This window comes from Flavobacterium sp. FlaQc-49 (genome assembly GCF_044005985.1).
Classification (GTDB): Bacteria; Bacteroidota; Bacteroidia; order Flavobacteriales; family Flavobacteriaceae; genus Flavobacterium; species Flavobacterium cupriresistens.
Genome location: NZ_JBIPCS010000006.1, coordinates 146,915 through 171,293 on the forward strand (window position 1 = coordinate 146,915; position 24,379 = coordinate 171,293).

Annotated in this window: 25 protein-coding genes; 7 read left to right on the plus strand and 18 right to left on the minus strand. The window is 34.4% G+C overall.

Annotated features, from left to right (window positions below; translation table 11 throughout):
• Position 1: 1 nt before the first annotated feature.
• From ACHRV3_RS14240 to ACHRV3_RS14290, 11 genes are all read right to left on the minus strand, one after another.
• The gene (locus ACHRV3_RS14240) at positions 2-265 is read right to left on the minus strand and encodes a hypothetical protein (protein WP_395435130.1); all 264 of its coding nucleotides are present in this window, start codon (positions 263-265) and stop codon (positions 2-4) included.
• A gap of 97 nt (positions 266-362) precedes the next feature.
• Entirely contained in the window at positions 363-776 is a 414-nt protein-coding gene (locus ACHRV3_RS14245) for a hypothetical protein (protein WP_395435129.1), read from the minus strand.
• Between the two features lie 6 nt (positions 777-782).
• Positions 783-1,187 (minus strand): hypothetical protein, encoded by a 405-nt coding sequence (locus ACHRV3_RS14250; RefSeq protein ID WP_395435128.1) that lies wholly within the window; start codon positions 1,185-1,187, stop codon positions 783-785.
• 19 nt (positions 1,188-1,206) lie between these two features.
• Positions 1,207-1,884 (minus strand): hypothetical protein, encoded by a 678-nt coding sequence (locus ACHRV3_RS14255; protein WP_395435127.1) that lies wholly within the window; start codon positions 1,882-1,884, stop codon positions 1,207-1,209.
• 4 nt (positions 1,885-1,888) lie between these two features.
• Positions 1,889-2,173 (minus strand): hypothetical protein, encoded by a 285-nt coding sequence (locus tag ACHRV3_RS14260; RefSeq protein WP_395435126.1) that lies wholly within the window; start codon positions 2,171-2,173, stop codon positions 1,889-1,891.
• Between the two features lie 255 nt (positions 2,174-2,428).
• Positions 2,429-2,572: a hypothetical protein gene (locus ACHRV3_RS14265; RefSeq protein ID WP_395435125.1), complete on the minus strand. Its 144-nt coding sequence runs from the start codon at positions 2,570-2,572 to the stop codon at positions 2,429-2,431.
• Position 2,573: 1 nt separating this feature from the next.
• Positions 2,574-2,981, minus strand: coding sequence for a hypothetical protein (locus ACHRV3_RS14270; RefSeq protein WP_395435124.1), 408 nt, complete (start codon positions 2,979-2,981; stop codon positions 2,574-2,576).
• 5 nt (positions 2,982-2,986) lie between these two features.
• Entirely contained in the window at positions 2,987-3,616 is a 630-nt protein-coding gene (locus ACHRV3_RS14275; protein WP_395435123.1) for a hypothetical protein, read from the minus strand.
• 2 nt (positions 3,617-3,618) lie between these two features.
• Positions 3,619-4,497 carry an AAA family ATPase gene (locus tag ACHRV3_RS14280; RefSeq protein WP_395435122.1) on the minus strand — a complete coding sequence of 293 codons (879 nt, stop codon included), beginning with the start codon at positions 4,495-4,497 and terminating at the stop codon, positions 3,619-3,621.
• Between the two features lie 18 nt (positions 4,498-4,515).
• Positions 4,516-6,555, minus strand: coding sequence for a hypothetical protein (locus tag ACHRV3_RS14285; RefSeq protein ID WP_395435121.1), 2,040 nt, complete (start codon positions 6,553-6,555; stop codon positions 4,516-4,518).
• A gap of 144 nt (positions 6,556-6,699) precedes the next feature.
• Positions 6,700-6,906, minus strand: a complete 207-nt coding sequence (locus ACHRV3_RS14290) for a hypothetical protein (protein WP_395435120.1) — start codon at positions 6,904-6,906, stop codon at positions 6,700-6,702.
• A 90-nt stretch (positions 6,907-6,996) separates the two neighbouring features.
• Between ACHRV3_RS14290 and ACHRV3_RS14295 the strand changes: the two genes are divergently transcribed.
• The 5 genes from ACHRV3_RS14295 (at position 6,997) to ACHRV3_RS14315 (ending at position 17,453) form a co-directional block, all read left to right on the plus strand.
• On the plus strand, positions 6,997-7,659 hold the full coding sequence (locus tag ACHRV3_RS14295) for a helix-turn-helix transcriptional regulator (protein WP_395435119.1): 663 nt from the start codon (positions 6,997-6,999) through the stop codon (positions 7,657-7,659).
• A gap of 702 nt (positions 7,660-8,361) precedes the next feature.
• Entirely contained in the window at positions 8,362-11,031 is a 2,670-nt protein-coding gene (locus ACHRV3_RS14300; protein WP_395435118.1) for a hypothetical protein, read from the plus strand.
• 238 nt (positions 11,032-11,269) lie between these two features.
• Positions 11,270-12,397 carry a hypothetical protein gene (locus ACHRV3_RS14305; protein ID WP_395435117.1) on the plus strand — a complete coding sequence of 376 codons (1,128 nt, stop codon included), beginning with the start codon at positions 11,270-11,272 and terminating at the stop codon, positions 12,395-12,397.
• Between the two features lie 90 nt (positions 12,398-12,487).
• A complete protein-coding gene (locus ACHRV3_RS14310) occupies positions 12,488-15,760 on the plus strand; it encodes a dsDNA nuclease domain-containing protein (RefSeq protein ID WP_395435116.1) in 3,273 nt (1,090 codons plus the stop codon).
• Positions 15,761-16,733: 973 nt separating this feature from the next.
• Positions 16,734-17,453 carry a hypothetical protein gene (locus tag ACHRV3_RS14315; RefSeq protein WP_395435115.1) on the plus strand — a complete coding sequence of 240 codons (720 nt, stop codon included), beginning with the start codon at positions 16,734-16,736 and terminating at the stop codon, positions 17,451-17,453.
• 139 nt (positions 17,454-17,592) lie between these two features.
• Here the strand turns inward: ACHRV3_RS14315 and msrA are convergent, their stop codons facing one another.
• The 7 genes from msrA to ACHRV3_RS14350 form a co-directional block, all read right to left on the minus strand.
• The gene (gene msrA / locus ACHRV3_RS14320; protein WP_395435114.1) at positions 17,593-18,129 is read right to left on the minus strand and encodes a peptide-methionine (S)-S-oxide reductase MsrA; all 537 of its coding nucleotides are present in this window, start codon (positions 18,127-18,129) and stop codon (positions 17,593-17,595) included.
• Between the two features lie 48 nt (positions 18,130-18,177).
• Positions 18,178-18,627 carry a peptide-methionine (R)-S-oxide reductase MsrB gene (msrB, locus tag ACHRV3_RS14325; protein WP_395435113.1) on the minus strand — a complete coding sequence of 150 codons (450 nt, stop codon included), beginning with the start codon at positions 18,625-18,627 and terminating at the stop codon, positions 18,178-18,180.
• Positions 18,628-19,232: 605 nt separating this feature from the next.
• On the minus strand, positions 19,233-19,442 hold the full coding sequence (locus ACHRV3_RS14330; RefSeq protein WP_395435112.1) for a hypothetical protein: 210 nt from the start codon (positions 19,440-19,442) through the stop codon (positions 19,233-19,235).
• Positions 19,443-19,527: 85 nt separating this feature from the next.
• The gene (locus tag ACHRV3_RS14335) at positions 19,528-20,016 is read right to left on the minus strand and encodes a peptide-methionine (S)-S-oxide reductase (protein ID WP_395435111.1); all 489 of its coding nucleotides are present in this window, start codon (positions 20,014-20,016) and stop codon (positions 19,528-19,530) included.
• A gap of 69 nt (positions 20,017-20,085) precedes the next feature.
• Positions 20,086-20,577, minus strand: coding sequence for a peroxiredoxin family protein (locus ACHRV3_RS14340; protein ID WP_395435110.1), 492 nt, complete (start codon positions 20,575-20,577; stop codon positions 20,086-20,088).
• A gap of 112 nt (positions 20,578-20,689) precedes the next feature.
• The gene (locus tag ACHRV3_RS14345; protein ID WP_395435109.1) at positions 20,690-21,616 is read right to left on the minus strand and encodes an aldo/keto reductase; all 927 of its coding nucleotides are present in this window, start codon (positions 21,614-21,616) and stop codon (positions 20,690-20,692) included.
• Positions 21,617-21,639: 23 nt separating this feature from the next.
• On the minus strand, positions 21,640-22,473 hold the full coding sequence (locus tag ACHRV3_RS14350) for a helix-turn-helix domain-containing protein (RefSeq protein ID WP_395435108.1): 834 nt from the start codon (positions 22,471-22,473) through the stop codon (positions 21,640-21,642).
• Positions 22,474-22,900: 427 nt separating this feature from the next.
• Here ACHRV3_RS14350 and ACHRV3_RS14355 point away from each other — a divergent pair, with 427 nt between their 5' ends.
• Together ACHRV3_RS14355 and ACHRV3_RS14360 are read left to right on the plus strand one after the other, a co-directional pair.
• On the plus strand, positions 22,901-23,602 hold the full coding sequence (locus ACHRV3_RS14355; RefSeq protein ID WP_047773459.1) for an outer membrane beta-barrel protein: 702 nt from the start codon (positions 22,901-22,903) through the stop codon (positions 23,600-23,602).
• Between the two features lie 14 nt (positions 23,603-23,616).
• On the plus strand, positions 23,617-24,351 hold the full coding sequence (locus ACHRV3_RS14360; RefSeq protein WP_395435107.1) for an outer membrane beta-barrel protein: 735 nt from the start codon (positions 23,617-23,619) through the stop codon (positions 24,349-24,351).
• Positions 24,352-24,379 lie beyond the last annotated feature (28 nt).

The following is a 24,379-nucleotide window of genomic DNA, read 5'->3' on the forward strand; positions in this document are numbered from 1 at the left end:
TTTATATTAAGATTGGAATTTTAGATGATTTAATAATTGTCTTAATGTCTTCAAACATCAAATCCGATGTTATTTCATCAAATGTTAGGTCTCTAGCATTTTCATTTGGGAACTCTATATCATAACTGAATTCTAAATGATCGTATCCAGGTGTATAACCGTAAACACTAACCTTGATACAATCATTTTCCTTTTCGTTGACAGTCTTTAAAAGGACTGCTTGTACTAAATCTGTAAACTGAAATAATTTGACTCTGTTTTTCATATTGCTATTTTTAAAATTTGCTCCGGAGGCGGGATTCGAACCTGCAAAAACCGTATTCTCCGGATACCGAATTAACTAACCTATCAGGAAGTTTTTTTTAATATCTAAATCGTGGTTTCGGAAATCCACGAGGTTGGTCAACATGATTACTTTCCTTTCCAAAACCTTCTATCATTTTGTGTATATGTTCGACCGTATGATTTTCAAATTTGAAAGATTTTACTATTTCCTGGCTTCCTCTATAGAAAATCAATACAACTGTAGGTTCATATTTACCGAATCCAATATCTGACGCAACAAAAAAATGTGAATTAATGAACTTTATGTGTCTAAGAATAACCCTATTGTCTTGTGTTACTTCAGAGGCCATTCTAAAAAGCTCGTCATGCTTATCAATAACTTTTTCAAGTCTTTTTTCAAGCCTCAAAACTTTAATTTCTAGTTCAGAAATCCCTAGAATCCTTTTTAAATAGTCTTTTACTTTTTTTAATATTAATATCCTTTTCCCCATTGATTATTATTTTATTTTTGAATTAAATTTTGGAAGCTTTTGCTTTACTTTCTCGTACAGCTCATTAACTGGTACTATGTCTCTGCCCGAATAATCTTGTCTGCTGCAAGCATCTTTTAACAATGACTCAGCAAACAATCCCATTTGTGTAGCCCTTAAAACAGCAATCATTTTCACTATGTCTTTATCACAGATATCGCTGTACAAAACATATATATCGGTTCCGTAAATCTGCCACGTATCTAAAGTCAGTATTACTCCAAGTCCTCCAAAGTAATTATCAGGGTCAACATGATCAGATGCTAACAATTTCATTAGAGCATCTACTGCTCCAAAATTCCCATCAGACATTTTTGCTAATACATCTGGCATCGTATCTTTGGACTGAATTCTATTTTTACTCGTATTCATTGCTTTTATGTTTAAATTGTTATACTGAAAAGTTAAAAGTTAGTTTTTTACGTTGGCCGTTTTCATCGGTGATGTAACTCCATCCACGTACATACTGCGTAGTTCTGGTGAAAATCTGCGCTTTTTCGATTATTTCGATACCATCGTCAAAGCCTTCATCGTCGTATTCGTCTCTTAGTGCTTTAAGCTGCAGAACAACATTGGGTTTTAGCATTCCCGTTTTACCATTAGGTTTTAGAAGTAAATTAAGACTTGCTGCAAGCTTTCTGGCATTGTTGTTATCTCCCCCGGATAGCGTTGCCAGGTACTGCTTAATTTTTGTTATACCTGCAGGTTCTGTTCCATCGAAACTGATCGCCACATTAAAGCCAATTGTGATACTTTTAGAACCGTCCGGGAGTGTCGTTGTATAGCTGTCCTGGTTGCTTTCTCCATAGAGCTCTTTTCTAATAGCCAGTGTCGGTTCAAAATCTCTAAACACTTTTAAAATGGCTGCTTCGTTAACACCTCTCAGATTAGCTAGTGAATTGATGTTTCTCTCTAAAAATTCAGCACCTAGTTCTTTAAATGCTTTATAGTTTTCCTGCTTTTTCTTTCGTTCAGCCTTTGCACTTTCTTTTGCCTCGATTGTCAATTCTTTAATCTGTTCAGGTGACAAATCCGAAAGTTTTATTATAGGCTTGTTTTGATTTTCCATATTTTCAATTATTTACTATTGTTGGTTCTATTACTTCTATTTTGTTGGTGTCAAACATTTCTGATTGAATGTTGTAATGAAATTTCGTCTGCAGTTCGATGATGAACTTATTTGAAATCTCAGCTGCGTAATGCACAATGATGGTGCGCTGTTTTGATTGGAGCTCGCAGATATCTTTTACTTTTTGATGCAGTTTGTACCTGCGGTTATCAAAAGAAGATCTCTTTTTCCTGATCACCGGAACTGGCTCCGATCTGGCTATTGGTTGTATGTCAAAAAACTTTTCCATATTCTATTGGTTTAAGAGGTTTCCAGTTATTCTTATCGATCTCCAGTAGAATCTGATATATCTTAGTTTCTAGTGAAGTTTCCTGCCTGTAAGAATCATCTTTTGCCATAATTCGGGCACGTTCGCGGTTAATAAGTAATCTGTCATTCCATGTTAAGAAGCTTTCTTCTTTTAGTTCACATTTAAAGACTTCCTTGTCGTACTGCAGTACTAAACCGAGGTTGACAAGACGGGGCGGGGGTGAATAAAATTTCATCATTTATATTCTGCTAGTTCTTGTTTTGCTTTTCTTAATTTTTCTTCCATCAGGCCACGGGCTTCATGCTCTTTTGCATTATCGAACATCCATTGCTCAATCTCTTCGATAACATTTTCAAGACGTTGTTTGGTTCGTTTCATCTTAGTTCAATCTTAAGGTTATACTGTCAAGTTTTACACCTCTTACGGCTACACACAGTACACTTACATTTAGTTCCCTGTTTGCCGCCTGTGAGCTGATTGCTGCGTTTATTAATGGAATGGGGCGGCACGTTTGGTGTACTATCTCTGTGCATCGCTCATAAAGCCTTTTTCGGTCTTTTACAGTGACTGTTTCACTGTGTTGGTAGTTCTTGATCCTTAAGCGAAATTCTTCTTCGCATTTATCGATCTCAGCGTTGTAATACCTGCTTAAAGGGGGATAGGCTAGTATTTTTTGTGTGTCTCTGACATTAGCAGTTAATTTTTCGCACCATTTCCAATAAGCATTGAAACGATCTAGTTCAAATTCTTCTGCAGTTATTCCCAATATTTCGTTTATTGTATTCATAGCTTCTAATTATTAATTTGACTTCCGTGACACAGCTGGGCTGAATGTTCATCTATTACTATCGTTCCTCCTGGACAGCTTCCAGATACAAAAGCCGCCATTCCTTTAACTCTCAATATGTACCTTGCTAATCTTTTACAGAGCTTGGCAGTTGCGGTATAGGGTTCGCCTCGTTCTTCGTGGGCAATAAAAACCATCGTTGTTTTAGGGTACTTCATTATAAATTTTTTAAACCTTCCATAGGCCAGTTCATCATTGTAAACTGTCATATTATCAAAAAATAGAACTTTTGGAGGCTTGCGTCTGGACAGGATTTTTTCAACTTCGTCAAGTTCCGTGTACTCCAGAAACTTGATATTTGTTTTTTTTACATCCATTTTAGCCCTGTTTTTTGCGTTCTGTTGAAACGACTTTCCTGTGCCTTCCTCTGCTGATATATAATAAACAGGGTCAAATTGACTGAGATATTCAGCTAGCTTTAATGCAAACAAGGTTTTACCATTTTTTTCATTGCCATAAATCAGCCATACTTTACCTTTTTCAGGTTGACCTAGAACATCCAGCCAAACACCCGTAAATTCGTATTCATCGAAGCTCTTTCCGTATAATGTCTTTAAGGATATTGCTCTTGCCATATTTATGCTCCTATTTTGATTAATGTCTCCAGGTATCTAAGGGTTGATTCTTTTTGCAGACACTTATTAATTAATGGTTTTACCTTGCTTTTATCTTGCAGGTTAGCTGAGGCTACGTCTCCAATCAGTTGACTATAAAAGGCCTGTCTGTCAACTTTTCCACTTGGTGTAAGCTTGATAAATTCGTCTGAAAAACGGCTGAATATCTCAGCATATCCCACTTTTTGGTTTTTAATTCCTCTGTTTATTTTATCTCTCAGACCGTCAGCGCCCATCATATACCATCCGCATACCCCATCGGTTCCATTCCAGATGCCTTTTAGTTCTAAGAATGCAGTATATTCTAAATCCCCAGCCTCGTCACAGATAATAAGAGGTTTCTCAAGGGTTGTGATGTAATATTTCAAATTTGCCAAAACATCATAATATTTACCCTTGTTATCTATACCGATTGTTTTAGCCAGCAGACGGATAAAAAGCTGTTTGGATTTTGCCTGAGAACAGTCTACATAAAAAGTATTTTTCATTCTTTTGATGATGTGTTTCGTGCAGAAGGTTTTACCGATACCACAATCATCAACAAGTACCATCGAGCGGCTTAATTCTTTGCAGAAATTAAGGTTATCCTCAATTTCAGTGTAAACTGATGTTCGGGCAACCTTCCAGTTATCTTCAAACACCTTTACTTGCAATTCACGCCCGATTGTAATCCAAACAGTGTCACTAATTATTCTTTCGATCTCACCATTCTTTAGACGGCTGTATATGGAGTGTTTTAATCCTAAACTTTTAGAAAAATCAGCATCTGAGCCTCCGTAATTTTCTCTTTTGTCAAGTATTGCTTGTCTTACTTTTGTTCTGAATTCGTTAGTTAAGTTCATTTCTTTATATTTTTTGGGTTACATAAAATTTCTTTTCCAGCTTGGTACCGCATTTTGTTGCGGTATGTATGGGAGTTGATCGTCGTTTTCATCATCGTCAGCAAATACTTCTGCAGGTTCCTCGCGCGCTTCGTAACGCTTGACATTTTTAAATTTGAAATTCGAATTAACTGTTTTAGGCGTGTTATCGATTATTTGTACGTTTTCGATCTTGTTTCTCTGCCTTTTTTCGAAAAGATCAACTGAGGCAACATAACTGCTTTGTAACTGCAGAGCTGCATTGTCTTTCTCTGTTCTTTCAATAGTTGCTCTGTTGTACTTTGGCATTTCCATGATCTCACATACAAATCTTTCGTTGTAATAAACCATGGCTTTTAAAACCTGTCCTTCGTTCCCGTCAATCCAGTAAACATCAAACTCTTTTCCTTCTATAACTCGCATCTGCTGAATTAAAGCCTCACCGGTTAATATTTTCCCATTCTCTGCAATCGCTCTTTTCTTTCCCTGTAACATTATATATCCGGCATTGCATGATGTTTTTGTAGTGAAGCCTAAATGTGGCAGTATTAGTTGCCAATTAGTGGGCTTTAAATCTGCGTGCTGGTTCTGTTCGAAGTAATCCCAGCGGCTTATTGATGCATTTTCCGGATGCGCACTATTGTTAAACTGTTCTATCTCCAGCATTCTTTCATTAATCAAAATATCAAAAGGAATGATCTGTTTTTTAGCACTACTTAATTGGTTCGCTTCGCTTTTTGCCTTTGGTCTGGCAATCCAGCCCATTGCAGTTTTCTCTATTTCATATCGCAGCTTACCGTTAATCCTTTCAATGTATTTTCCACGGGCGTTGTTCGCTTCGATTTTAACTTTTTGAAACATCGTTCCTGGTCTTAGTAGTGTATCTTTATAACTACTATTCAATGAGCTTTCACATTCTAACTCGTTAGGCAAACAGTAACCCCATTCGGTATAATTTCGAACCATCTGGCGGTAAAAATCTAAAAGAATCGATTCTTTACTTTTTCCGTAAACTACTGTTGTAATCGCTTGTGAGGCTATATCGACACCTAGATAGAACCAAGCTCTGTCACCTTGTTTGTTATAAACAAACGGGGGCTGTCTATCGTCAATTGAAATTATTGAGCCAGCCATTGTCGGCATTTCCATTTGATGGTGTGGTTTAAATTTGCCCATGTAAACCTGACGATCTCCGCTTCTTGCTTTGTACGTTGCAAGAGTGTTTTCCCATTTATTGATGTAATTTATGATCGTAGCCTGGGAGAGTGTTTTAAATTCTTTAGGATTATACATCTCGCCTGTATCTTCGTTGTATACCTCTGCATACCCGTTTAAAAAAGCGTCATAATTACGTGCGATATCGGTAGGTGTAGGCTTGTGTAGTTGATTTTTGAATAGACCGTTTAAGATCATTTCTGTTTTTTCGTCTACTTTACGAGCGTTCTGCTTTCCAGTTCCGGCAGGATCCTTTATCAAAGAGAGAAACTTGTTTTCTTTAAAGTCTTTTAAAAGCTCTTTAAATCGTATTGAAACCGGAAGTGTGTGCTCAACCTCATGTTTCGATCTTAAGTAACTTTGAAAACTTTCAACATCATATCTTAAAGTTTCCACCAGGCCCACTAAAGTGAGTTTCATTTTTAATCTTTCCTGTATGCGTGCCTGCTCTAATTTTACAACTGCCTGCATTACGCTAGCATTTATAATATATCTTTCCTGTTCTTCACTTTTTAAAATCGTAGTGCCACCCCTTTTAAATTTTGAATAGTATTCCGGGGCCTCAGAGTCCCATTCGAAAAACGGCTGTAATGGATGCTCAGCTTTTCGAGGGTCACCCAGGGCATCTTGAATTTCACTTGAAAGGCTGTCAAAATCTACTAAAAGCTTTCTTCCGTTGCCTCCTACTAGTAATCGCTTAATACCGAATCGTTTTCCCTCATATCTTTTTAACTCCTTTTGCAAGGTTCCTAACTTGTTCCAAAATCTTGGTACAAGTTCTATGGCTTCAACAGCTACGGTTTTATTTGAATATATATAAGGCATGATTTTTATTTTGGAAATTCAACAAATTTTAGATTGGCACTATTGAGCTGCAAACGGTAGAAACAATTTTACCACAGCACAAAAACTGAGTTTCGACATACATGTGAGTGAACAGATCATTTACATGATAAATAGTTTTAGTTTTCATAACTCGTTGATTTGTTTTCTGATCGCTTGAGTTGAAGCAGACAAAAGTGTCTTATACTCTTCCTGAATTTTTATAGGAATTGTTCCTGAGCGTTCGCCTCTAATAGATTTTAAAATATAATCTCTTCCGAAACCATATTTATTTTGCAGCTCAGTAAGGATTTCCGTATTGTAGAGTGATTTCTTTTTTCTAGATTTGTCCATTGTCTTAAGTGTATTTATATAAATACAAATATATAGACTTATTTCAATATCAAACAATATAATGTAGAAATTTTTCAATATTTTTTCTTTATGGGTAAATCAACGACCGAGAGACTGGCTGAATACATGGCTTACAAGGGTATAAACAACAACGCACTAACGGTGGCTGCTGATCTATCTGTAGGGCAAATCGGAAAAGCTATAACTAAGAATTCTGGCATCAATAGTAGTTCTATTGAAAAAATTCTACATGCTTACCCAGAAATAAGTGCTGAATGGCTATTAACCGGTATAGGACAAATGATAAAAGAAAGTACTGAACATGTCACTAGTAAAACAGAAGAAAGAAAAGGTTTTCCATTGATACCAATTGAAGCTATGGCTGGCTATGGCCAAGGAGATAGTCAAGTTATGCAATATGATATTAGTAGCGGGTACAAGATACCCGAACTTGAAGGTAAAGGAGTTGAGTACTTAATCCGGGTTTCAGGGTCATCAATGTATCCAAAATACAGTAATGGTGATTTGTTAGCTTGCAAACCACTAAAAGATTTGTCTTTTTTTCAATGGGGAAAGCCGTATGTGTTAGATACTGAGCAAGGAGCAATTGTTAAACGTTTGTTTCAGTGCGATGACAACAACGAATACCTAGAATGTGTTTCAGACAACAAAACGCACTATCCACCTTTTAAGATTCCTAAAACTTCAGTGCGGGCGGTTGCGATTGTAGTAGGAGTTATACGATTAGAATAATACTGTTGTGTATTTGGAATGTGTGTACCTTTATGCAACACACATAACTTTTTTCAAATCAAAATCTTATACATTCTTTTAATTAATTAATAAACAACGCTTTAACTATTTGTTTGTATTTTGCTATATGTTTTTATCTATGACGAATATGCTTAAAAATACGCATTTATATGTATTTTTATACACATATACCCCCTTAGTAGGGTACTAAAAAAACATACAACTGTCCATCCAACTGTCCACCCAACTGTCCACCCAACTTTTTTATGGTGAAAAAATCAATTTTATTTGGCGTTCAAAAGATGGCATAAAAAAAGACTAAATTAATAGTCTTTGTCATAGTGTAGTTTTTAGATTATAATCGCTTACATCTTGTTTTTATAGGCTTTACGGCTAAAAGTTATAGTTAAGTAGTATTAATTAACTGCTTATGTCAATAACTGGAACTAAAATTTTTTGAAAGGCACATGTAGAGCTAGTAAAAAGTGGTATAAATGCACATTTTAATTTATGGCATTTTTGGACATTTTTCGGTGTTAAGCCCTTGTTTTATTGGGTTTTTTGGACATTTTTGGGATGTAGTGTATTGTTACATTTTAATTTATTATTTATAATTACCTGCGTGAATACAATCCGAAAATATATTTTACTCAAATAGAAAATATTTTTAAAGACGATGAAATTTTTTTTCATATCAAGCACATGTGCTATTGCTGGATCTTATTCCAAGATTCTCCTTTTGACCAAGAAATAGAACTGTTATCAGATCTGGCTTATAGTAGTATCGAATATAGAATATTATATTTTGAGAATGCTCAGGACAATGCATGGTTTCACTCAGCCAATAAAAAGGGCTTACTAACTAAAACCTGTCTTGAAACTCCAGACCCGAAGATTAAGGATGATGCAGAAGATTTTGGCAAATATCAAATCAATAGCATCGTAAGTTTTTTACATAGGTATATAAATAAAAATACAAAAGGTGCATGGGATTTACTATTGAAATTAAATGACACGGATGTAAAGCAGTCACTTCTATTTTATTTAAACGATTGTCCTGCAGATAAATACTTAAAACTTTTCGAGCAATGCCCTAACCTTTTAGATGATGATCCTCATACTTATTACGCAGCCCTATATAAAATAGCACAGACAAATCCTGATTATTGTTTCAATCTACTTGAAAACAAACTGCTCAACAATACATTACAAGAGACCGTAAGAAATACAGTTTATCAGGAAAATAAGCTGCTTACCACTTTGTCCACTGTAATTCCGTGGAAATTAGCGCAGCCTTTGCTTAAGAATCTAATCGAAGAATTAAAATCAAATGATCATAACTATTTGAATTTTTATGACGATCATATTTATACAGGTGTAAATCTAAAGACTAAAAAACCTTCCGATAAAGACGGATATTATTATTGGCTTTTAGCTACTTGTCTACGTGAAATGACATTATTAGAAAGTCCAGAGTTTAAACAATTTCTTGATAATTATCTTACTTCAAGATATGAGGCAGTTCTGAGGCTTATTGTTCATGCCATAAGCGGTTCTCTTAACACTTATCCAGACTACACTTACAAACTGTTCATGCATTTTTACAATAGTAAATGTTTTTTAACTGCAAGTGACCTTGGAGTGGAGTTCCGTGATTTATTTCAAAACAGTTTTACGTTTTTCAATCTCAAACAGCAAAACAAAATTGTACAACTCGTCTTAAGTCTTAGAATTCCCACTGAAACGGTAGTTCGTAAATACAATGAAAAAAGTTACTTACACTTGAAATGGGGTTTTACACAGCATGTCCTTTTAAGGAGGTTCCCCGAAAATACATTTAAAGAAAATATCGAATTAAAAAAACGAAGAGATGAATTAGATCGAAAATTTGAAAATTTTAAAGAGACTTACAGCTCAGGCAATCCCCTTGCAGGTATAGTGCGAAAACCGCTGAATGACCAGGCATACAATAAAATGACCACAGCTCAGTGGCTGAGTTCATTTCGTATCTATAACGTTGAAAGAGATGGTTTTGCAGAGGACTTCCTTAAAGGAGGGCTAAGGGAACACTCGTGGGCTTTTAAAGAACACATAAGAAACTATCCTGAAAGATCTGTTGAAATTATAGAGCAAGCAATAGAAGACATTACAATCAACCATAACTACCCCTTATTAGGAATGTTGGGATTGATTGAAATAAAGTATGATCCGGAAATAATTTACAAGCTGTTTAAAAAACTTAAACCTTCTGTAAATAGCATTGAACATGATGATATTAACTTCTTTGTCAGAATTGCCGGATACATTATTGCATCTAATATTGAAGATAATGGAGTCTTAAACTATATTATTGACTCCGCTCTTAATTGGAGTAAAGCAAAAAAAACAGATTTTTTAGTTAATTCTGAAACTTCTGAAGATGATTTAGTGAGAGCTGCTATTGGTACTGATTATGGAATCGCGGCTAAAGCTTTACTGGAGATAACTAACAAAAAATTTAAAGGGGTCACTTTTGATACAATTGAAAAAATCTTAAAGGACGGTCCTGCTGAGGCAAAAGCCATTGTGCTGAATCGCTTTGTATATCTAAACAATTTAGATCGCGAAAAATCCTTTGAAATTTTTAGTAATTACCTTCTCCATGAAAACAATATTTATATTACCGTATCAGCTCTTTGGTCACTTCAATATATGGTTAATATTAATTTTGAAAAATTTATCCCGGTTTTTACTAAAATGATTGAAAGCAAGAAGTTAGGAAAAGATGATACTAATGCTTTGTTTTTAATTTTATATAGTTCTTATCTTTATGGAGAAGATGCTGCCGAAAAACTTCTTAAGGATCTCATATTAAGAAATCATTACACAAGATCATGGACATTGCAAGTTATTTTTAAGAACTATTATCATAACGAACAAAGTCATTTAAAAGCAAATACCGTCTTAGACTATTTACTGGAGGCTGAAAATATAAATCCGTCGAAAGAACTGGTTTTTCAATATATGGATCTTGATCACATTGAATTAATTGATATAGAAAAATTCCTGATACTTTTTATTGGCTCTTCTCATTTTTATCTTTCTGGACAGTTAATTAGATATTTAACTCAGCAATGCAGTAAGTATGTCCATACTTCAATCAATATATTTAATCAGGCAGTTTTGCTTGACAATAAGAGAAAAAACAAAGAACAAGGATTTGGCAGGGATCAGGAAACTATAAAATTTATCGTTGGTGCATTCAATGCTTTAAAATCAAATGATGAGCAAAGTATTTTGCAGAGAAAAAATCTTTTAAAATCTTTCGATTCTATTTTGAAAGATTATCGATATCAGAGAATTACTGAGAAAATTTTGGAGGAATTAGTGTAAAGCACAACTCCTACATTTAAAATTATCAAATAATGTAATTAAGGGCTTAATCATTTAATATAAAATCAATAAAATAGAGACTTAAAAAATGCATATATGGCTCAATATCTTCTTTTAATTAAGGCAAAATATTGGCTAAATAACTAAAAAAATTTCATATTACATTCCTCTTAATATGTTTATAATTAGTAGTTTTAATCAAGCACTCCGAATAACTTATAATACGTAAAATTTTCATATGAATGTTTTAATACTAACAAGGCTGGAACTATATGAAAAAATATGGTCAACACCAATGGTTGTTTTAGCCAAAGAATTCAATTTATCGGATAATGGCCTAAGGAAAATATGTAAAAAGCACAATATACCTACACCATTGATGGGACACTGGCAGAAAATTCAATACGGGAAAAAAACTACCGTAATTAAACTGCCAAATAAAAATAAAGAAGAGCAAATCAAAATTAATATTGATGAATCAAAGTCAAGCCATTATCAGCAGGATCCAAAAATTGATTTGATTTCTGAAAGTATAAAAAGCAACAAGCATCTTATACTAATAGTTTCAGACAGGCTAAGCAAACCCGATATTATAATACTTAATACTCAGAAGTATTTAAAAGAGATAAAACCAGATGCATACAGTCGAATTAAAGGGACTGTAGAGACCGGCAGAGGAATGCCAAGCATTATTGTTACTCCCAAAAATATTTCACGATCTTTAAGAATACTCGATAATCTTATTAAAAACTTCCGAGCGTTAAACTATAAAGTAGTTTTAAAAGAAGAAGGGTTAACTATCATCGCCTATGAAGACGACGAGATGAAAATTTCTATTAGAGAAATCTGTAATTCTGTACAGGTAGAAACTGATTTTAGATGGAAAACCAGGGAGCTGATCCCTAACGGAAAACTTGCGCTGAAAGCGGGACGATTTGGAACTTATGAATTTGTCGATTCTAACAAAAGCCTCATTGAGGATCAAATTGCAAAAATTCTTATCAAAATTGAAAGTGATTTTTTGGCAATGCATGAACTGAGAGCGCAAAGAAAACTTGAAGAAATAAAAAGAAAAGAATTAGAAAAAATAGAACTTGAAAAACAACTTGAAAAAGAGAATGAATTAAATAAGTTCAAACAGTTCTATAACGATGCACACCGGTGGAAAAATTATAATGTCTTAAAAGAGTATTTTGATTTTATAAACACTCAGCCGGAGAAATCATTACCAACTGAGCAATGGCTTGACTGGGCATCAAAGAAATTAGATTGGTATAATCCATTGACTAATGCAAAAGAAGAGTTCCTAGATGATGTGGATAAAGATACCTTAAGTTTTAAAAAGAAAGCATGGTATTTACCATAATTTGAATAACTCAAAAGAAATATTAATTTTCAAAGTTTGCCAATAGATAATATTAGCTCATTTTCAATTATAAAAAAAAGCTACGTTCGTATGAGTTTAACCAAGCTTCATTTATTTACAAAAGATACCGATGCCACCGCTACAGAGCAGGGCTTTTACTTTCAAAAACTTATAACCCTGCGAACATGGCTTCAGAACAGGCTTGAGCAGAACGATACTGACATCTATTGTGACTACGAAGAGGATATTTTCGAACGCAGTGTAGACGCTGGAACTTCCACTTTTAGGCAGGTAAAATTATATTCTGAGAATTTTTCTTTTTCTAAGGAAGAAATAGTAAAAAGCATAGCTCATTTTTTTATGCTCTATTGTAAAGGTGATTATATATTGGATGATGTGATCTTTATTTTTGAAACTAATTCTCGGCCAGCACGACAGTATAAAACCGAGGACCCAAAACTTTTGAAGGAGTGGTGGCAGAATCAGGATGAACTCTCACCGCAAATGCTCGAAAGATGCAGGATAAAAGTAAAATCTATAATTGATGAATATATAACCAGTGTTATGAGCGCAAAGCTTTCTCCAGAAATGGATAAAGCAATGAAAGAAGCCAAGGAAATATATGACCGACTGCCTGATGATGTCTGGAATGATTTCGTAAGATCTATCAGATGGAAATTTGATGCAGTACCTCAAGAAAATGCCATCACGCAGCTTGTTAAGGAACTAGAGGAATTAGTAATACAGCTTCCTTTTTCTTTAAATCCAGATCAGGCTACTACTTATATATCGGTTCTTTTGTCTGAAATAGCTGCTCGGACCGCGGAAAAAGATACACAGAAAAAAATTCTCACAAATCTGTCGCTTGATATCCTGCTTCTTAATATGGGATCAGAAAAAGACAGATGGTATGCCGCCTTTTACGAAAAATGGAAAGAAGAAGAAATGATTAATGATTTCAGAGTCGGAGAATTTTATGAAATCATTGCTGCGACAAGGCACTGCAGATGGGAGCTCATCGAAACCGATCATGATGACCTTTGGTGTAGCCTTTTAAAACAGTACATAGAACTGGAGGAAACATTAACATCCTGCCGTCGAAAAGCAATCTATGAGTATATTTTTATTCTTTTATCTCCCGATTCAAAAACCTTCACAATAAAAAATACAATTGAAGGTACAGAACACTTAATCAGATATTATTTTGAAAATCTTGACGATAGAAATTCCTTTTCTGATATAGAAGATGATATAATACTGCTGGAAATAGCGGCTAAGTATTCTGAGAGTTTTCCAGAACTTATTACGTTCCAAGAGATAGAAAATTGGCGAAATTCAATACACATAACCATTGATAATAAAATATCAAATCATAACAATGTCGATGAGCTTTGCCTGGCTTTACAGCTAATGGGAAACTTTCATTTTCATAACGATCCATCCATCTCTATTCTGGATAAGACGATTCAGTCAGTAGAATTCTACAGTAAAATCCCTGAAATTCTCCCGCAGGCTCGTACCTACAGTATAACGACGCTTAATAATCAAACCTCCGCCATATTAGATCTGCTTATAAGACTCGATGCAGAGATTGCCGCCATACAAGTATTGGAAGAATATTTGGATAGCATCGAAGTTTTGGCAATGAAAACAGGACAAAACCTTGAAACGGCAAAAACGCTGGTTCAAAGAAGTTCGAGTTATCTTAGCAGACCTTCAGTTGCAAACTATCTTAAAGCCCTAGGCTGCCTGCATAAAGCTAAAGATTACTGTAATAATGATGATGCCCGCCCCCAATTAATAATGGTACTTAACAACATTGCAAAAGTATATTGGGCTTTGGGAATGAATATTGCCTCTAAATACTATGGTCTGACTGCTCTCTGGGGGTCTGTCCATTTTGGCGATCATACTATATTGAAGCTTATTGGTGACAGCTATGCTTCCGTTTTTCACGCCGACTACCAGCAGGGCAGCTGGGTCAGTGCATTAGATGATTTTCAAAATTACATCCACGCAAGAATTGAATTTAATGCTGATGATCTTGATTTAGAAAGAGATCATGTTTTGGCAAATGTTTTAGTGGAACTTGGCTTTATTCTAAGTACTGCGGCTATAATTCATCCAGAATTGCAGGCATTTATTCAACATCAGAAGCAAAAAATCGGTTGGATCTATACCGAATTTCTACAGGAAATTGGTCAGCATACTGAAGCAAAATTTCGAGATCAAAACAAATTAAAAGAATTACTCAAAAGAAAACTTACCATGATTCCTTTCAGCGATATAGGACCGTCAAGGAAAATAGAATTTGACACCCATGGAATAAAATGGAATATTGTATTCTCAAATGAAGTAAAGATGAATGCAATTGCAGAAGAATTTACTGCCCTTTTTCAAATTATACTCTGTGAGATTGGTTTAATGAGTGTCGATCTGCATCTTCTAAAAATGCCGGTAACAATTCACTTAAGCCAAGACAATGAATACACCCACGATTTCAAACAGCGAATTTCTCATGATGAAGCAGTCTGGGATTTAGCAATCCCTGCCTTAGAGGTAACAGATCAGCTAAAGATTCAATACCACTATGTTTTTTTAACGAGTCGTATTAGAACTCTTTTAAGTAATTTAAGCCTGCTGCCGAGTAAAGAATTCTACGAAGCTTTTGATTCACTTTACAGAAAACAAAATTTAGGACATAAGGGATTAATTATAAATACCTATCAGAAAGTATATTTCAATCATTTAACAGAGGAACAGTTTAGTGAATCGCATCGTTCAGCTTTTAACCCTGTCAGCTTTGATGATTTTAATTCCGAAGGATCCAGACTTGATATAGATTTTAAAGGAGTCAGCGCGAAATATGATCAGGCTGCGTCATTAGAAAAAATTGCCGGCAGATATAAACGTAATTATAAAAGTTTATCCGTCAGTCTTGAAATCTGGAAACGGGATCCCAATTTTAAAATACTTATAAATTCATTGCGTAGTACAGGTTTTCTTGACTGGCAGATCCTTTCAGCTCTGAGAAACTTTGTGATTGCAAAAAAAGTCAATATCCTATTACAGAGAAATCCTCCTTCAACTGATCAAGAGGCTGCAGCTTTAGCAGCAAAACTATCGACAGAAATGAGAAGACAGCTCGAAGATCAAAATTATATTCCAATACCACTGGAGTGGCTGACATCCCCTGAATTTTCATTTTACATGAATAAAGTGCCCGTTGATGTCCTTGATTCTTACGGGTTACAAAATGGCATGAAATATCCAAACTTCAGTGCTGTGCACAGCTATCTCTCTATACGTTTTGGATTTTCCTCGGATGATAATTCCGAAGAAAGCCCTTTAAAAGATTTATAATTTTTTCAAGATAATACAGAGCTGTCAAAACGTTTTTCGCTTTGCGCTTTATGTCAATCTTAAGTCTGGTTTCCTAAAGAAATGTTGTTATTTTCTCAGTACTTAGGAAATGAAAAAATCTTGGAAGAATGAAAAATATAGCTTTAGCTATTTAAATGTAGCTTTAAAAGCTGAAAGATTTCTTTAAAATATATTTTCCTCATAATCACAGTAAATATCTCATCAGCATCTTTATTTTTATTGGACAGTCAGGTCTTAAGAGTTTTCAATTCCTGAAGCTTGAAGCCCTTACAGTTTCAATAGCATCAGTTTCTTTAGATAAATACATAATCGATTTTATTGAGACTAAATTTGATTTCCTTAATTTGGTAAAACAAAATGCTTTTCTTTTCAAACCTCTGTTAGCTCGCTTAAAATCTGGAAATCTTCCAATAAAAGGTTCGAATTTTGTACCAAGGAGTTCACCAAAAGCCACTCCATCGAGTGGCTTTTTTGTTTTTTATACGTTTCGGTAGAACTGGAATTTTCGTATTGAATTAAAGGATCAAAAGTTTTGGAAAAACAAAAATCTCGCAAAGTCGCGAAGCCGTAAAGTTTAAAAAGGGTAGATGCTCCGTTTGTTCTTTTAACGGAGGAGATCTGATTGAAAGCGAATAGATGAAGTAAATCACACAAAAAGTTTCGTATTGAATTAAAGCTGACAGGTTTTTGAAACCTGTCAGCTTTGGGTTTTTGGGTATTTAATTTTGTTTTAAAGTTTTATCCTTTTTAGGTCTTCAAAAAAGCGAGAAACAGGTGTTTGTACTGGTGAGTAGGAGCGATTGAATAACTAACTTTATAAGGAATAATATTAGTTAAGATTTTTGTTTTTAAAGTGTTAAAGTGGCGGTTGTATAGTAAGTTAGTATGCGGTCTACTTGAAATTTAAGACTAATTATTCACTTGTTGAACGTGTAATTTTAATTTTTAAAATATGAAAAAGTATTCTCTTTTTGCTTTATGTTTCAGCACATTCGTAAGTTGGACTTCAGCGCAGACCACAGCAGTTGACACCACGCATATTTTTCGAACTAAGACTCTGGCTCTTAATTTAGATGGTGCCAGGCATGCTTATCATCCAAATAATGAAGGATTATTGTATAATTTAAATGGAGGGATCACACGAGAAGAAGCAACTCAAAATAAGTTTAAAAAAGACAGGGGTTATGGCATCGCTAAAAAACGTATCGGTCAAAGTGATGATTATGAGGGTTACCTCCAGGCTGATGGTTATTTTGTGTCACAAACTACTCCTTATAATAGAAATGAACCGGAGAGCAGTGCTGCCAGATATGCCGATGCTGAAACAATTCCGTATATCACCTTAAGTCCCAAGTGGAAAGCGCGGGGAATTAAAAATTGTGATATCGCATTTGTTGTTAATCTTGATAATGGCAAAAAAAGTGCTGCTATATTTACGGATTACAGAAAAAATGACGAAAGTTTAGAAATTTCTCTAGCGCTTGCTCAAGGACTTGGAATACCAGTAGCTACAAAGAAAGGTAGTTCATACGATAATAAAAAAACAGTTACCAAATACAGGGGAATAGCGAGTCGAAACCTTAAAATTTACTATTTTATAGGTAGTGGCGATGGTAATGGTAAAACGGTTGAAGAGATTAAAAAGGCAGCTCGAAAATTAATGGGATTGTAGTAAGTATTATTCGGTTAAAACTAGGTTGTTTTGGGAAGCATTATAGTGCTCTATAAATTAACAGCGAAATAATAATTTTACACAAAGAAAAGAAATCAAAAAAAGCGAATTTCTTTTTAGGGAAATTCGCTTTAGATAATTAATTAACTTTTTTAATCTGTTGGTATAACATTCTAAACTTGGCAAGTTTGGGTGCAATTACCGCCTGGCAATAACCTGCATTGGGATTGTTTTTGTAATATTCCTGATGTGAAACTTCTGCGATGTAAAACTCTTCGATTGGTTTTACTTCTGTAACAATCAGATCATCAAAAGCTTCCTGTACTTCTTTTATGGCATTTTCGGCGATTTGTTTTTCGGCATCATTTTCGTAAAAAATAATACTGCGGTATTGTGTTCCGTGATCAGCACCTTGTTTGTTTAGCGTGGTTGGGTTATGTGTTGTCAGGTGAATAACCAATAATAGAGCTAACGGAACTTTTTGGGCATCATAAGTAATTTCAACAACTTCTGCGTGTCCGGTTCTGCCATCGCATACTTCACGGTAGGTAGGGTTTATTGTTGCTCCTCCGCTATAACCACTTTTAACGGCAATGACACCTTCAACCTCAGAGAAAATGGCTTCTGTACACCAAAAACATCCTCCACCAAATACTATTTTTTTTATATCACTCATAGCTGTTTTTTTAAAATTGATAAGTACTCAAGATTTTCCTGAGTAGTATTAAATGTTTTCTGTTTTTACTAGTGAAACTACATTCGTGCAATATCTAAGTCCACTAGGTGCGGGACCATCGGGGAAAACATGACCCAAATGAGAGTCGCAAATGTTGCAGGTAATTTCTACGCGTACCATTCCAAATGTTACGTCTTTGATATAAGCGACATTTTCTATAGCAACAGGTTGTGTAAAAGAAGGCCAACCCGTTCCGCTTTCGAATTTTTCACTCGAATCAAAAAGAGGCGTGTTGCAACATTTGCAAGCGTATTTTCCAGGTTCAAAAAAACTGCACATGTCAGAGCTGTGGGCTCTTTCTGTACCTTTTAGTCGTGTAATACGGAATTCTTCTTCTGTTAGTAATTTACTCCATTCCTCAGGTGTTTTTTCTACTCTTTTTGGAGGAGTTGGATTTCCGTGATTGGCGTATTTTATAATATCGTTCCAGTTTAGCATGATGTTTTTTTTAAGTTATAACTTGTTGGTTGTAATTCTTTTTAACACACAGAAACATAGTTTTGAAAGTGATGCTTTATTTAAAGTGTTTTAATAAAATTGTAATTTTGCACATAGCTTATTCAATTTATTTTATCTGAAACGCCCTTTTTATGTTTTATTAATGCTGTTCTTTTGTATTAATAAATTGTACCCAACGATTGGTTGTTAAGTTTTTATTAAATAATTCAAGTTGCTAGTTAATAATTGGTTGATCCAGTTTGGCCAAAGTGCAAAAGGATTGATTTGCCTCCTGCTTCAGCTGGAGGTAAATGATCGAGATGTGTATCATTGGCTTTAGCCGAAAGAACCGGGGTATAATTCGGCTAAAGCCATTAGATCTTGAACTTCTTGTAATCCTCCAGCTGAAGCAGGAGGCTATTCAAAATGATACTTTTGCAACTATTTTAATTTTTACTAGAAATTTACATTATTATAATTCAGAAATGAGGTATAGGCGGTCTAATTTCAAACATAAAACAACTAGCAACTTAAATTAAATAATTGAAATTGTAATGAACTACTCCTTTCTAATGGTTCTTTTTTACTGTTTTTTGTAGTATAATTTAATATTCGTTTTTAACTTGATTTACTAAATTCAAGAATACTGATTTTGTAAATCGAACAAAGGTTTTGGTTTCGTGATCGTAACCAACCCATTTGTAGTGATTGCCGTATGGACATAAAGGTGCTCCCTCAGTGGTTCCTTTTACCAGAGAATACCGTGATTGGTCCTTGACGAATTGTTCTTTGTCTATTTTTACTAAATGGGCCATATCTCTGATTTAGAGTGCAAAGTTAGGGCGAAAGAAAGCGTTACTTGTAGACCCGATTTCCTGCAAATTTGTTTATTTTTCCTTTTTAGTCTTTAAGGGTGTATTTGCTGTATTTTTGGAACAATAAATTTAGTTTCGGACGGATGTAAGTTTTACAAAATGGTGCTTCTTTTCGAGTTTTATAGTAGTTCAAAAATTCGTTTTTGTTTATTTTAAATTGTACAAAAGGCAAAATTTGTGTAATGTACTTTTCTGTGTTTTCGATTTGTAATTCAGAAACGAATTTTAAGCTTTCTTCTTTTTGTTGCTCATTAAAATGGTAAATAGCACTTCTGTATTTGCTTCGCATACTGTGATTTGAAGTGCTGGCATGTGTAAGAAGATGGATCTCGATTAATGTTTTAAGTGAAATTAAATCAGTATCAAAATGAACGATCACGGCTTCTGACCAATAATTCTGAGGCTCGACAGATTCAATCCAGCCTTGCTCGACCAATTCTACACCAATTAAAGTTTGAAAGACAGCTTCCGTACACCAATGACATCCGCCTCCAAATCCTATTTTAAGTTTCATTACGCGTTAATTTAATCGTGTTGGTATTCGTTTTTTTAATGCTGTTTTTATTTAGCTGTTCTGACTTTACTATTTTTTTCTTGATTTTAGAAAAGCAATTGCGCCTTCTACGTTGATGTGAAAATCTGAAAAAACAACTGTATCTTCTTCATCAATCAATAAAAACCAAGGTGTTCCTCCGGTTTGGAAATCCGTCATAATTGTCGCTCTTTTTTCTCCATAATCAGAACCGTCATCGTGTCCAAATGGGATTTTTAGATCGTATTTTAGTTGGTTTTCAAGAAGTTTGTCGGCTGTGTTTTCATCAAAACCTTCAAAAACAGTCTGGACAGCAAAAAAGACAACATTTTTATCTTCTTGCAAAGCATCGACCATTTTTTTTAAAGAAGGCAATCCAATAGAATGACAACCCGGACACCAGTTTTGGAATCCGTAGATTATTTTAAATTTTCCTTTGTGATCCTTTAACCGAATCGGAGCTGTTTTGTTTCCGTCTCCGTCAATCCAATAGTTTACTCGTAATTCAGCTGCTTTTGGGCTTGTTTTTTCTGTATTGCTCATATCTATTTGTTTTTTAGAGTGCAAAGTTCGTTCAAAACAAGACCTAATTAGTAGACTGGTTATCCTTATCAATTGGCAATTTTTCCCTCTTTGTTTTTGTGGAAAGCAAACTTTATTGCCAACTCAGTTTTTTTCGATCTTCCCAATAGTCTTCAGGCGTTTGTTTTACGGTTTTTAGAAGTTCGATTTCATGATCTTCTAAAGAAAAAGAGTTTGCTTTAAGATTTTCGTTCAATTGATCCGGTTGCGTTACACCGCTAAGTACAGAGTATGGATTGAGTGTAGCGATTACAAATTGAAGGGCGATCGCATCAATACCTACATTATACTTAGTTGCTAGGTTTTGGTAAATTTGGAGGCCGTCATTTTTTTCTAAAAAGATACGGCCATTAGCCATTGCTTCTTTTATAATTACCTTTTTGAGCTTTAGTTCTTCTTTTAAGTTTAAAAGATTTTGCTCTAAGAGGTTGTAAGTAACCTGAAAAACATCAAATAGAGCTTCGTTATTGCATTTTATTTGAAGGGCTTTTTTAATGATTTCATTTTGATTAGCACCACTAGTAGATAGGCCAATTTCGATGTTTCGCTCTTTTTTAATTTGGTATAATTTTTCTAATACTTCTTGGTTTTCCAAAACACCGCTTTCTAATGTGGCTGAGTGAATTTGGTAAATTTGAATGTTTTTTAATCTTTCGAAAGTAGTTTTTGACTGTCTTTCCAGCGTTTCAAGTGTATGACTTTTTACTTCGTGTACTATTGCATTTTTGTCAAAATTGGCAACATAAGTGTAGCCCCATTTACTTGAAATGATGATGTCTTTTGGCTGGAATTCAGCAATCCATTCTGATAGTATTTCTTCTGCAACTCCGTAACTGGGTGCGGTATCAAAATGTCTGATTCCGGCTTGGTAAGCTTCGGTTAAAAAATGTTTTCCTTGCATTTTAAAAACTGCCAAATCAAAATTCTTATCTGAAATGGAATTGTTTTTAATATTGATATAGTGAGGCCTGCCAATGGCTGCCATTCCTAGTCCGATCATAGTTTTATTATTTTTAAACAAATTCAAAGCGTATTTTTTTTGCGATATTGTATGGGGGCTATTTTTTCGTTCTTTTTGAAAAAACGACTAAAGGTCTGAATGTCATTAAAACCTAATTCATAAGCAATTTCAGAAATGTCTTTATCCGTATAAGAGATTAAACGTCGTGCTTCGAGCATGATGCGTTCCTGAATAAATTTGAGAGGTGATTTTGTTCCTAGTTTCTTAAATGTATTGGAGATTGTTTTCGGGGATTTGTAAATAAGGGAAGCATAATCCGCAACAGTATGTTTGCTTCTGAAATTAGTCTCTACCAGGAAATTAAAATTCCGTATCAAATCATTTTGTTCTGTACCCGTAATGCTGCTCAGGGATTGCATTTTGTAAACTCTGGTGCAGGTAATCAATATTCGTTTAAGCATCATTTGCAACATTTCGAGCTGAAGACTGTCTTTCATTTCAAATTCCAAAGTAGCCATTTTCCATGCCGTTTGCATTATATCTAATGGTATTTCATTAATTTTTATGATGGGCAATTTTGCCGCTGCTCCATAATATAAGATTCCTTTACAGCCAATTTCGCTGTCATGATCTAAAACGCAGTAGAATGATTTGTTGAATCTCAGTAAATTAATGGTCTTGACATTATCATACTCAAGTCTGTGAAATTCCGTTAGAAAGACTATTTCATTTTTTTCAAAAGTATAAGGTATTCCATCTATTGTAAGTTTGTTTTGATCAGAGGTAAACCAAATAAGAAGCAGGGTTTGTGTTTTTGTGCTTTTTAAAAAATTGCTGTTGTGACTATCGATTTTTTGTAGTTCAAAGTACTCTCCGTTTTTTCCATCATATACCATCGCTCTGAGTTAAGTTTATTATTTGATTCTAAAAAGTTACTAAATAACTAAGTTACTTATTTAATTCTGATTATTTTGGATCATCAACGCTAATAATGTTTTGCAGGTCTAAGTGTTCTGATTGAATGCTTCTAATAATGTAAAATCTTCTAAAATGAGTATGTTTAAGGAAACTATTTTACATGTCTGCTAAATTGAAAATTTGCACGCTCTTAATACTGTTAAATGTGAAAATTTTCGACGGTATTTTTTTTGAAAGTTTTTTATTACGTTATCTTTTCTAGCCTTTTATTTACGGATCTCTATTGTACCAGTTTTTGGTTGTTTGACGGGAAAAAGACTCCTTTTGACAGATTAATTTGTTGTTTGTCGATTATTTTGATCGGGTATTCTATTATTAATACATATATTCGCAAAAATTTTTTGCATGAAAGTAATACAATACGTATCAATTTTTTTTTGTTTTTTTACTACAGCCCTTTACAGTCAAAATGAGTCCAATATAACCTACGGTTTGAAATTTGGCGCACTACATTCTAAAATCAGTAATCTGCCGGAAAGCATAAAAGGCAGAGACAATACATTTGACAATAGCGTTATGCAAAGTAAAGGCACTTACGGTTTAGAAGGTGGCTTTTTCTTAAATTTCAAACTTCACGATACCCGTGTTGCCATACAACCGGAGATTCTGTTCAGACAATCCGGTGAGAAAGTTTCTTATCGCGATGCAGTAGGAAAAGAATTTGAATTAGGACTCAATTACTCTTATTTAGAAATTGGTGCTTTGTATAAAGTTTATCCTTACGAAGGATTAAATCTGGGTTTCGGTGCTTTTTATGGCATTAGTTTATCTCCTAATAATGTTACTTATACTTCGAATGAAGCCGGAGGAATGTACGATGTTGCGACAAGACAGTTTTATCAGGACGGTCTTAACGGAGCGGATGACTTTTCACTGTGTTTTGCGGTTGGGTATGAATTGCATAAAAGTATACATTTTGATATGCGCTATTATTTAGGTGTAAAAGATGTAGTAAACAGTAATGCTTCCTCTTTTCAGTTTATCGAAAATCAAAACAAGAGCAGTGTCTTTTGTTTCTCTTTAGGTTATAGTTTTCATCAATGGTAATTTCAATTAAAAAAATGAAAAAATTTATTTTGCTTCTTCTTTTAGTAAGCACAAAATCTTTGTTTGCACAAGGCGACAGAGAGATTACGTATGGCTTTTTTGCAGGTGGAATTTATTCTAAAATGTCTAATCTTCCGAAAGTAATTATTCCAAACGAGAGCCTTTATGCTGGTTATAATTTAGCTGAAGAAGGGAAATTTGGTGCGACAACGGGATTTGTAATCAATTGGAAATATCCGTATGCCAATGTGGCTATTCAGACCGAAGTCTCTTATTCCATGCAGGGGACAGATTTAAATTATACAGATAAAAAAGGGCTTCGTTATAAAATGACTTTTGGATACAGTTATATAAACGTTGGAGCGTCTTTTAAATATTATCCGATTGAAGGTTTTTATGTTGGTGTCGGGCCTTATGTAGGTTTTAATCTGGACGGCAATAATATAAAATACAGCTCTAACGCTCAGCAAGTGTTTGGTAATTCAGGTGTTTATTTTGAGCCGGACGCCAATGTGCAGAAAGTACTGAAAGAGTCCCTTACCGGTAAGAATTATTTTTACGGAATGTTGTCTGCAGGATACGAATTCAGTTCGAATTTGTCTGTTGGTGCCCGTTATACTTTAGGACTTACCGATGCTTTAACTACCGAAGAAAATGGCCATCGTTACAGTGAAAACAAAAATAAAATGAACAGTATTTCATTGATTATTGGATATTCATTTGATTTTGATGACCTGGGTAATTTTTAATAAATGATCATCTTGAAAATCAGGAGAT

Bases quoted from the DNA above. Each gene is read 5' to 3' on its own strand.
- ACHRV3_RS14240 (WP_395435130.1), bottom strand. From the start codon at position 265: ATGAAAAACAGAGTCAAATTATTTCAGTTTACAGATTTAGTACAAGCA.
- ACHRV3_RS14245 (WP_395435129.1), bottom strand. From the start codon at position 776: ATGGGGAAAAGGATATTAATATTAAAAAAAGTAAAAGACTATTTAAAA.
- ACHRV3_RS14250 (WP_395435128.1), bottom strand. From the start codon at position 1,187: ATGAATACGAGTAAAAATAGAATTCAGTCCAAAGATACGATGCCAGAT.
- ACHRV3_RS14255 (WP_395435127.1), bottom strand. From the start codon at position 1,884: ATGGAAAATCAAAACAAGCCTATAATAAAACTTTCGGATTTGTCACCT.
- ACHRV3_RS14260 (WP_395435126.1), bottom strand. From the start codon at position 2,173: ATGGAAAAGTTTTTTGACATACAACCAATAGCCAGATCGGAGCCAGTT.
- ACHRV3_RS14265 (WP_395435125.1), bottom strand. From the start codon at position 2,572: ATGAAACGAACCAAACAACGTCTTGAAAATGTTATCGAAGAGATTGAG.
- ACHRV3_RS14270 (WP_395435124.1), bottom strand. From the start codon at position 2,981: ATGAATACAATAAACGAAATATTGGGAATAACTGCAGAAGAATTTGAA.
- ACHRV3_RS14275 (WP_395435123.1), bottom strand. From the start codon at position 3,616: ATGGCAAGAGCAATATCCTTAAAGACATTATACGGAAAGAGCTTCGAT.
- ACHRV3_RS14280 (WP_395435122.1), bottom strand. From the start codon at position 4,497: ATGAACTTAACTAACGAATTCAGAACAAAAGTAAGACAAGCAATACTT.
- ACHRV3_RS14285 (WP_395435121.1), bottom strand. From the start codon at position 6,555: ATGCCTTATATATATTCAAATAAAACCGTAGCTGTTGAAGCCATAGAA.
- ACHRV3_RS14290 (WP_395435120.1), bottom strand. From the start codon at position 6,906: ATGGACAAATCTAGAAAAAAGAAATCACTCTACAATACGGAAATCCTT.
- ACHRV3_RS14295 (WP_395435119.1), top strand. From the start codon at position 6,997: ATGGGTAAATCAACGACCGAGAGACTGGCTGAATACATGGCTTACAAG.
- ACHRV3_RS14300 (WP_395435118.1), top strand. From the start codon at position 8,362: ATGTGCTATTGCTGGATCTTATTCCAAGATTCTCCTTTTGACCAAGAA.
- ACHRV3_RS14305 (WP_395435117.1), top strand. From the start codon at position 11,270: ATGAATGTTTTAATACTAACAAGGCTGGAACTATATGAAAAAATATGG.
- ACHRV3_RS14310 (WP_395435116.1), top strand. From the start codon at position 12,488: ATGAGTTTAACCAAGCTTCATTTATTTACAAAAGATACCGATGCCACC.
- ACHRV3_RS14315 (WP_395435115.1), top strand. From the start codon at position 16,734: ATGAAAAAGTATTCTCTTTTTGCTTTATGTTTCAGCACATTCGTAAGT.
- msrA (WP_395435114.1), bottom strand. From the start codon at position 18,129: ATGAGTGATATAAAAAAAATAGTATTTGGTGGAGGATGTTTTTGGTGT.
- msrB (WP_395435113.1), bottom strand. From the start codon at position 18,627: ATGCTAAACTGGAACGATATTATAAAATACGCCAATCACGGAAATCCA.
- ACHRV3_RS14330 (WP_395435112.1), bottom strand. From the start codon at position 19,442: ATGGCCCATTTAGTAAAAATAGACAAAGAACAATTCGTCAAGGACCAA.
- ACHRV3_RS14335 (WP_395435111.1), bottom strand. From the start codon at position 20,016: ATGAAACTTAAAATAGGATTTGGAGGCGGATGTCATTGGTGTACGGAA.
- ACHRV3_RS14340 (WP_395435110.1), bottom strand. From the start codon at position 20,577: ATGAGCAATACAGAAAAAACAAGCCCAAAAGCAGCTGAATTACGAGTA.
- ACHRV3_RS14345 (WP_395435109.1), bottom strand. From the start codon at position 21,616: ATGATCGGACTAGGAATGGCAGCCATTGGCAGGCCTCACTATATCAAT.
- ACHRV3_RS14350 (WP_395435108.1), bottom strand. From the start codon at position 22,473: ATGGTATATGATGGAAAAAACGGAGAGTACTTTGAACTACAAAAAATC.
- ACHRV3_RS14355 (WP_047773459.1), top strand. From the start codon at position 22,901: ATGAAAGTAATACAATACGTATCAATTTTTTTTTGTTTTTTTACTACA.
- ACHRV3_RS14360 (WP_395435107.1), top strand. From the start codon at position 23,617: ATGAAAAAATTTATTTTGCTTCTTCTTTTAGTAAGCACAAAATCTTTG.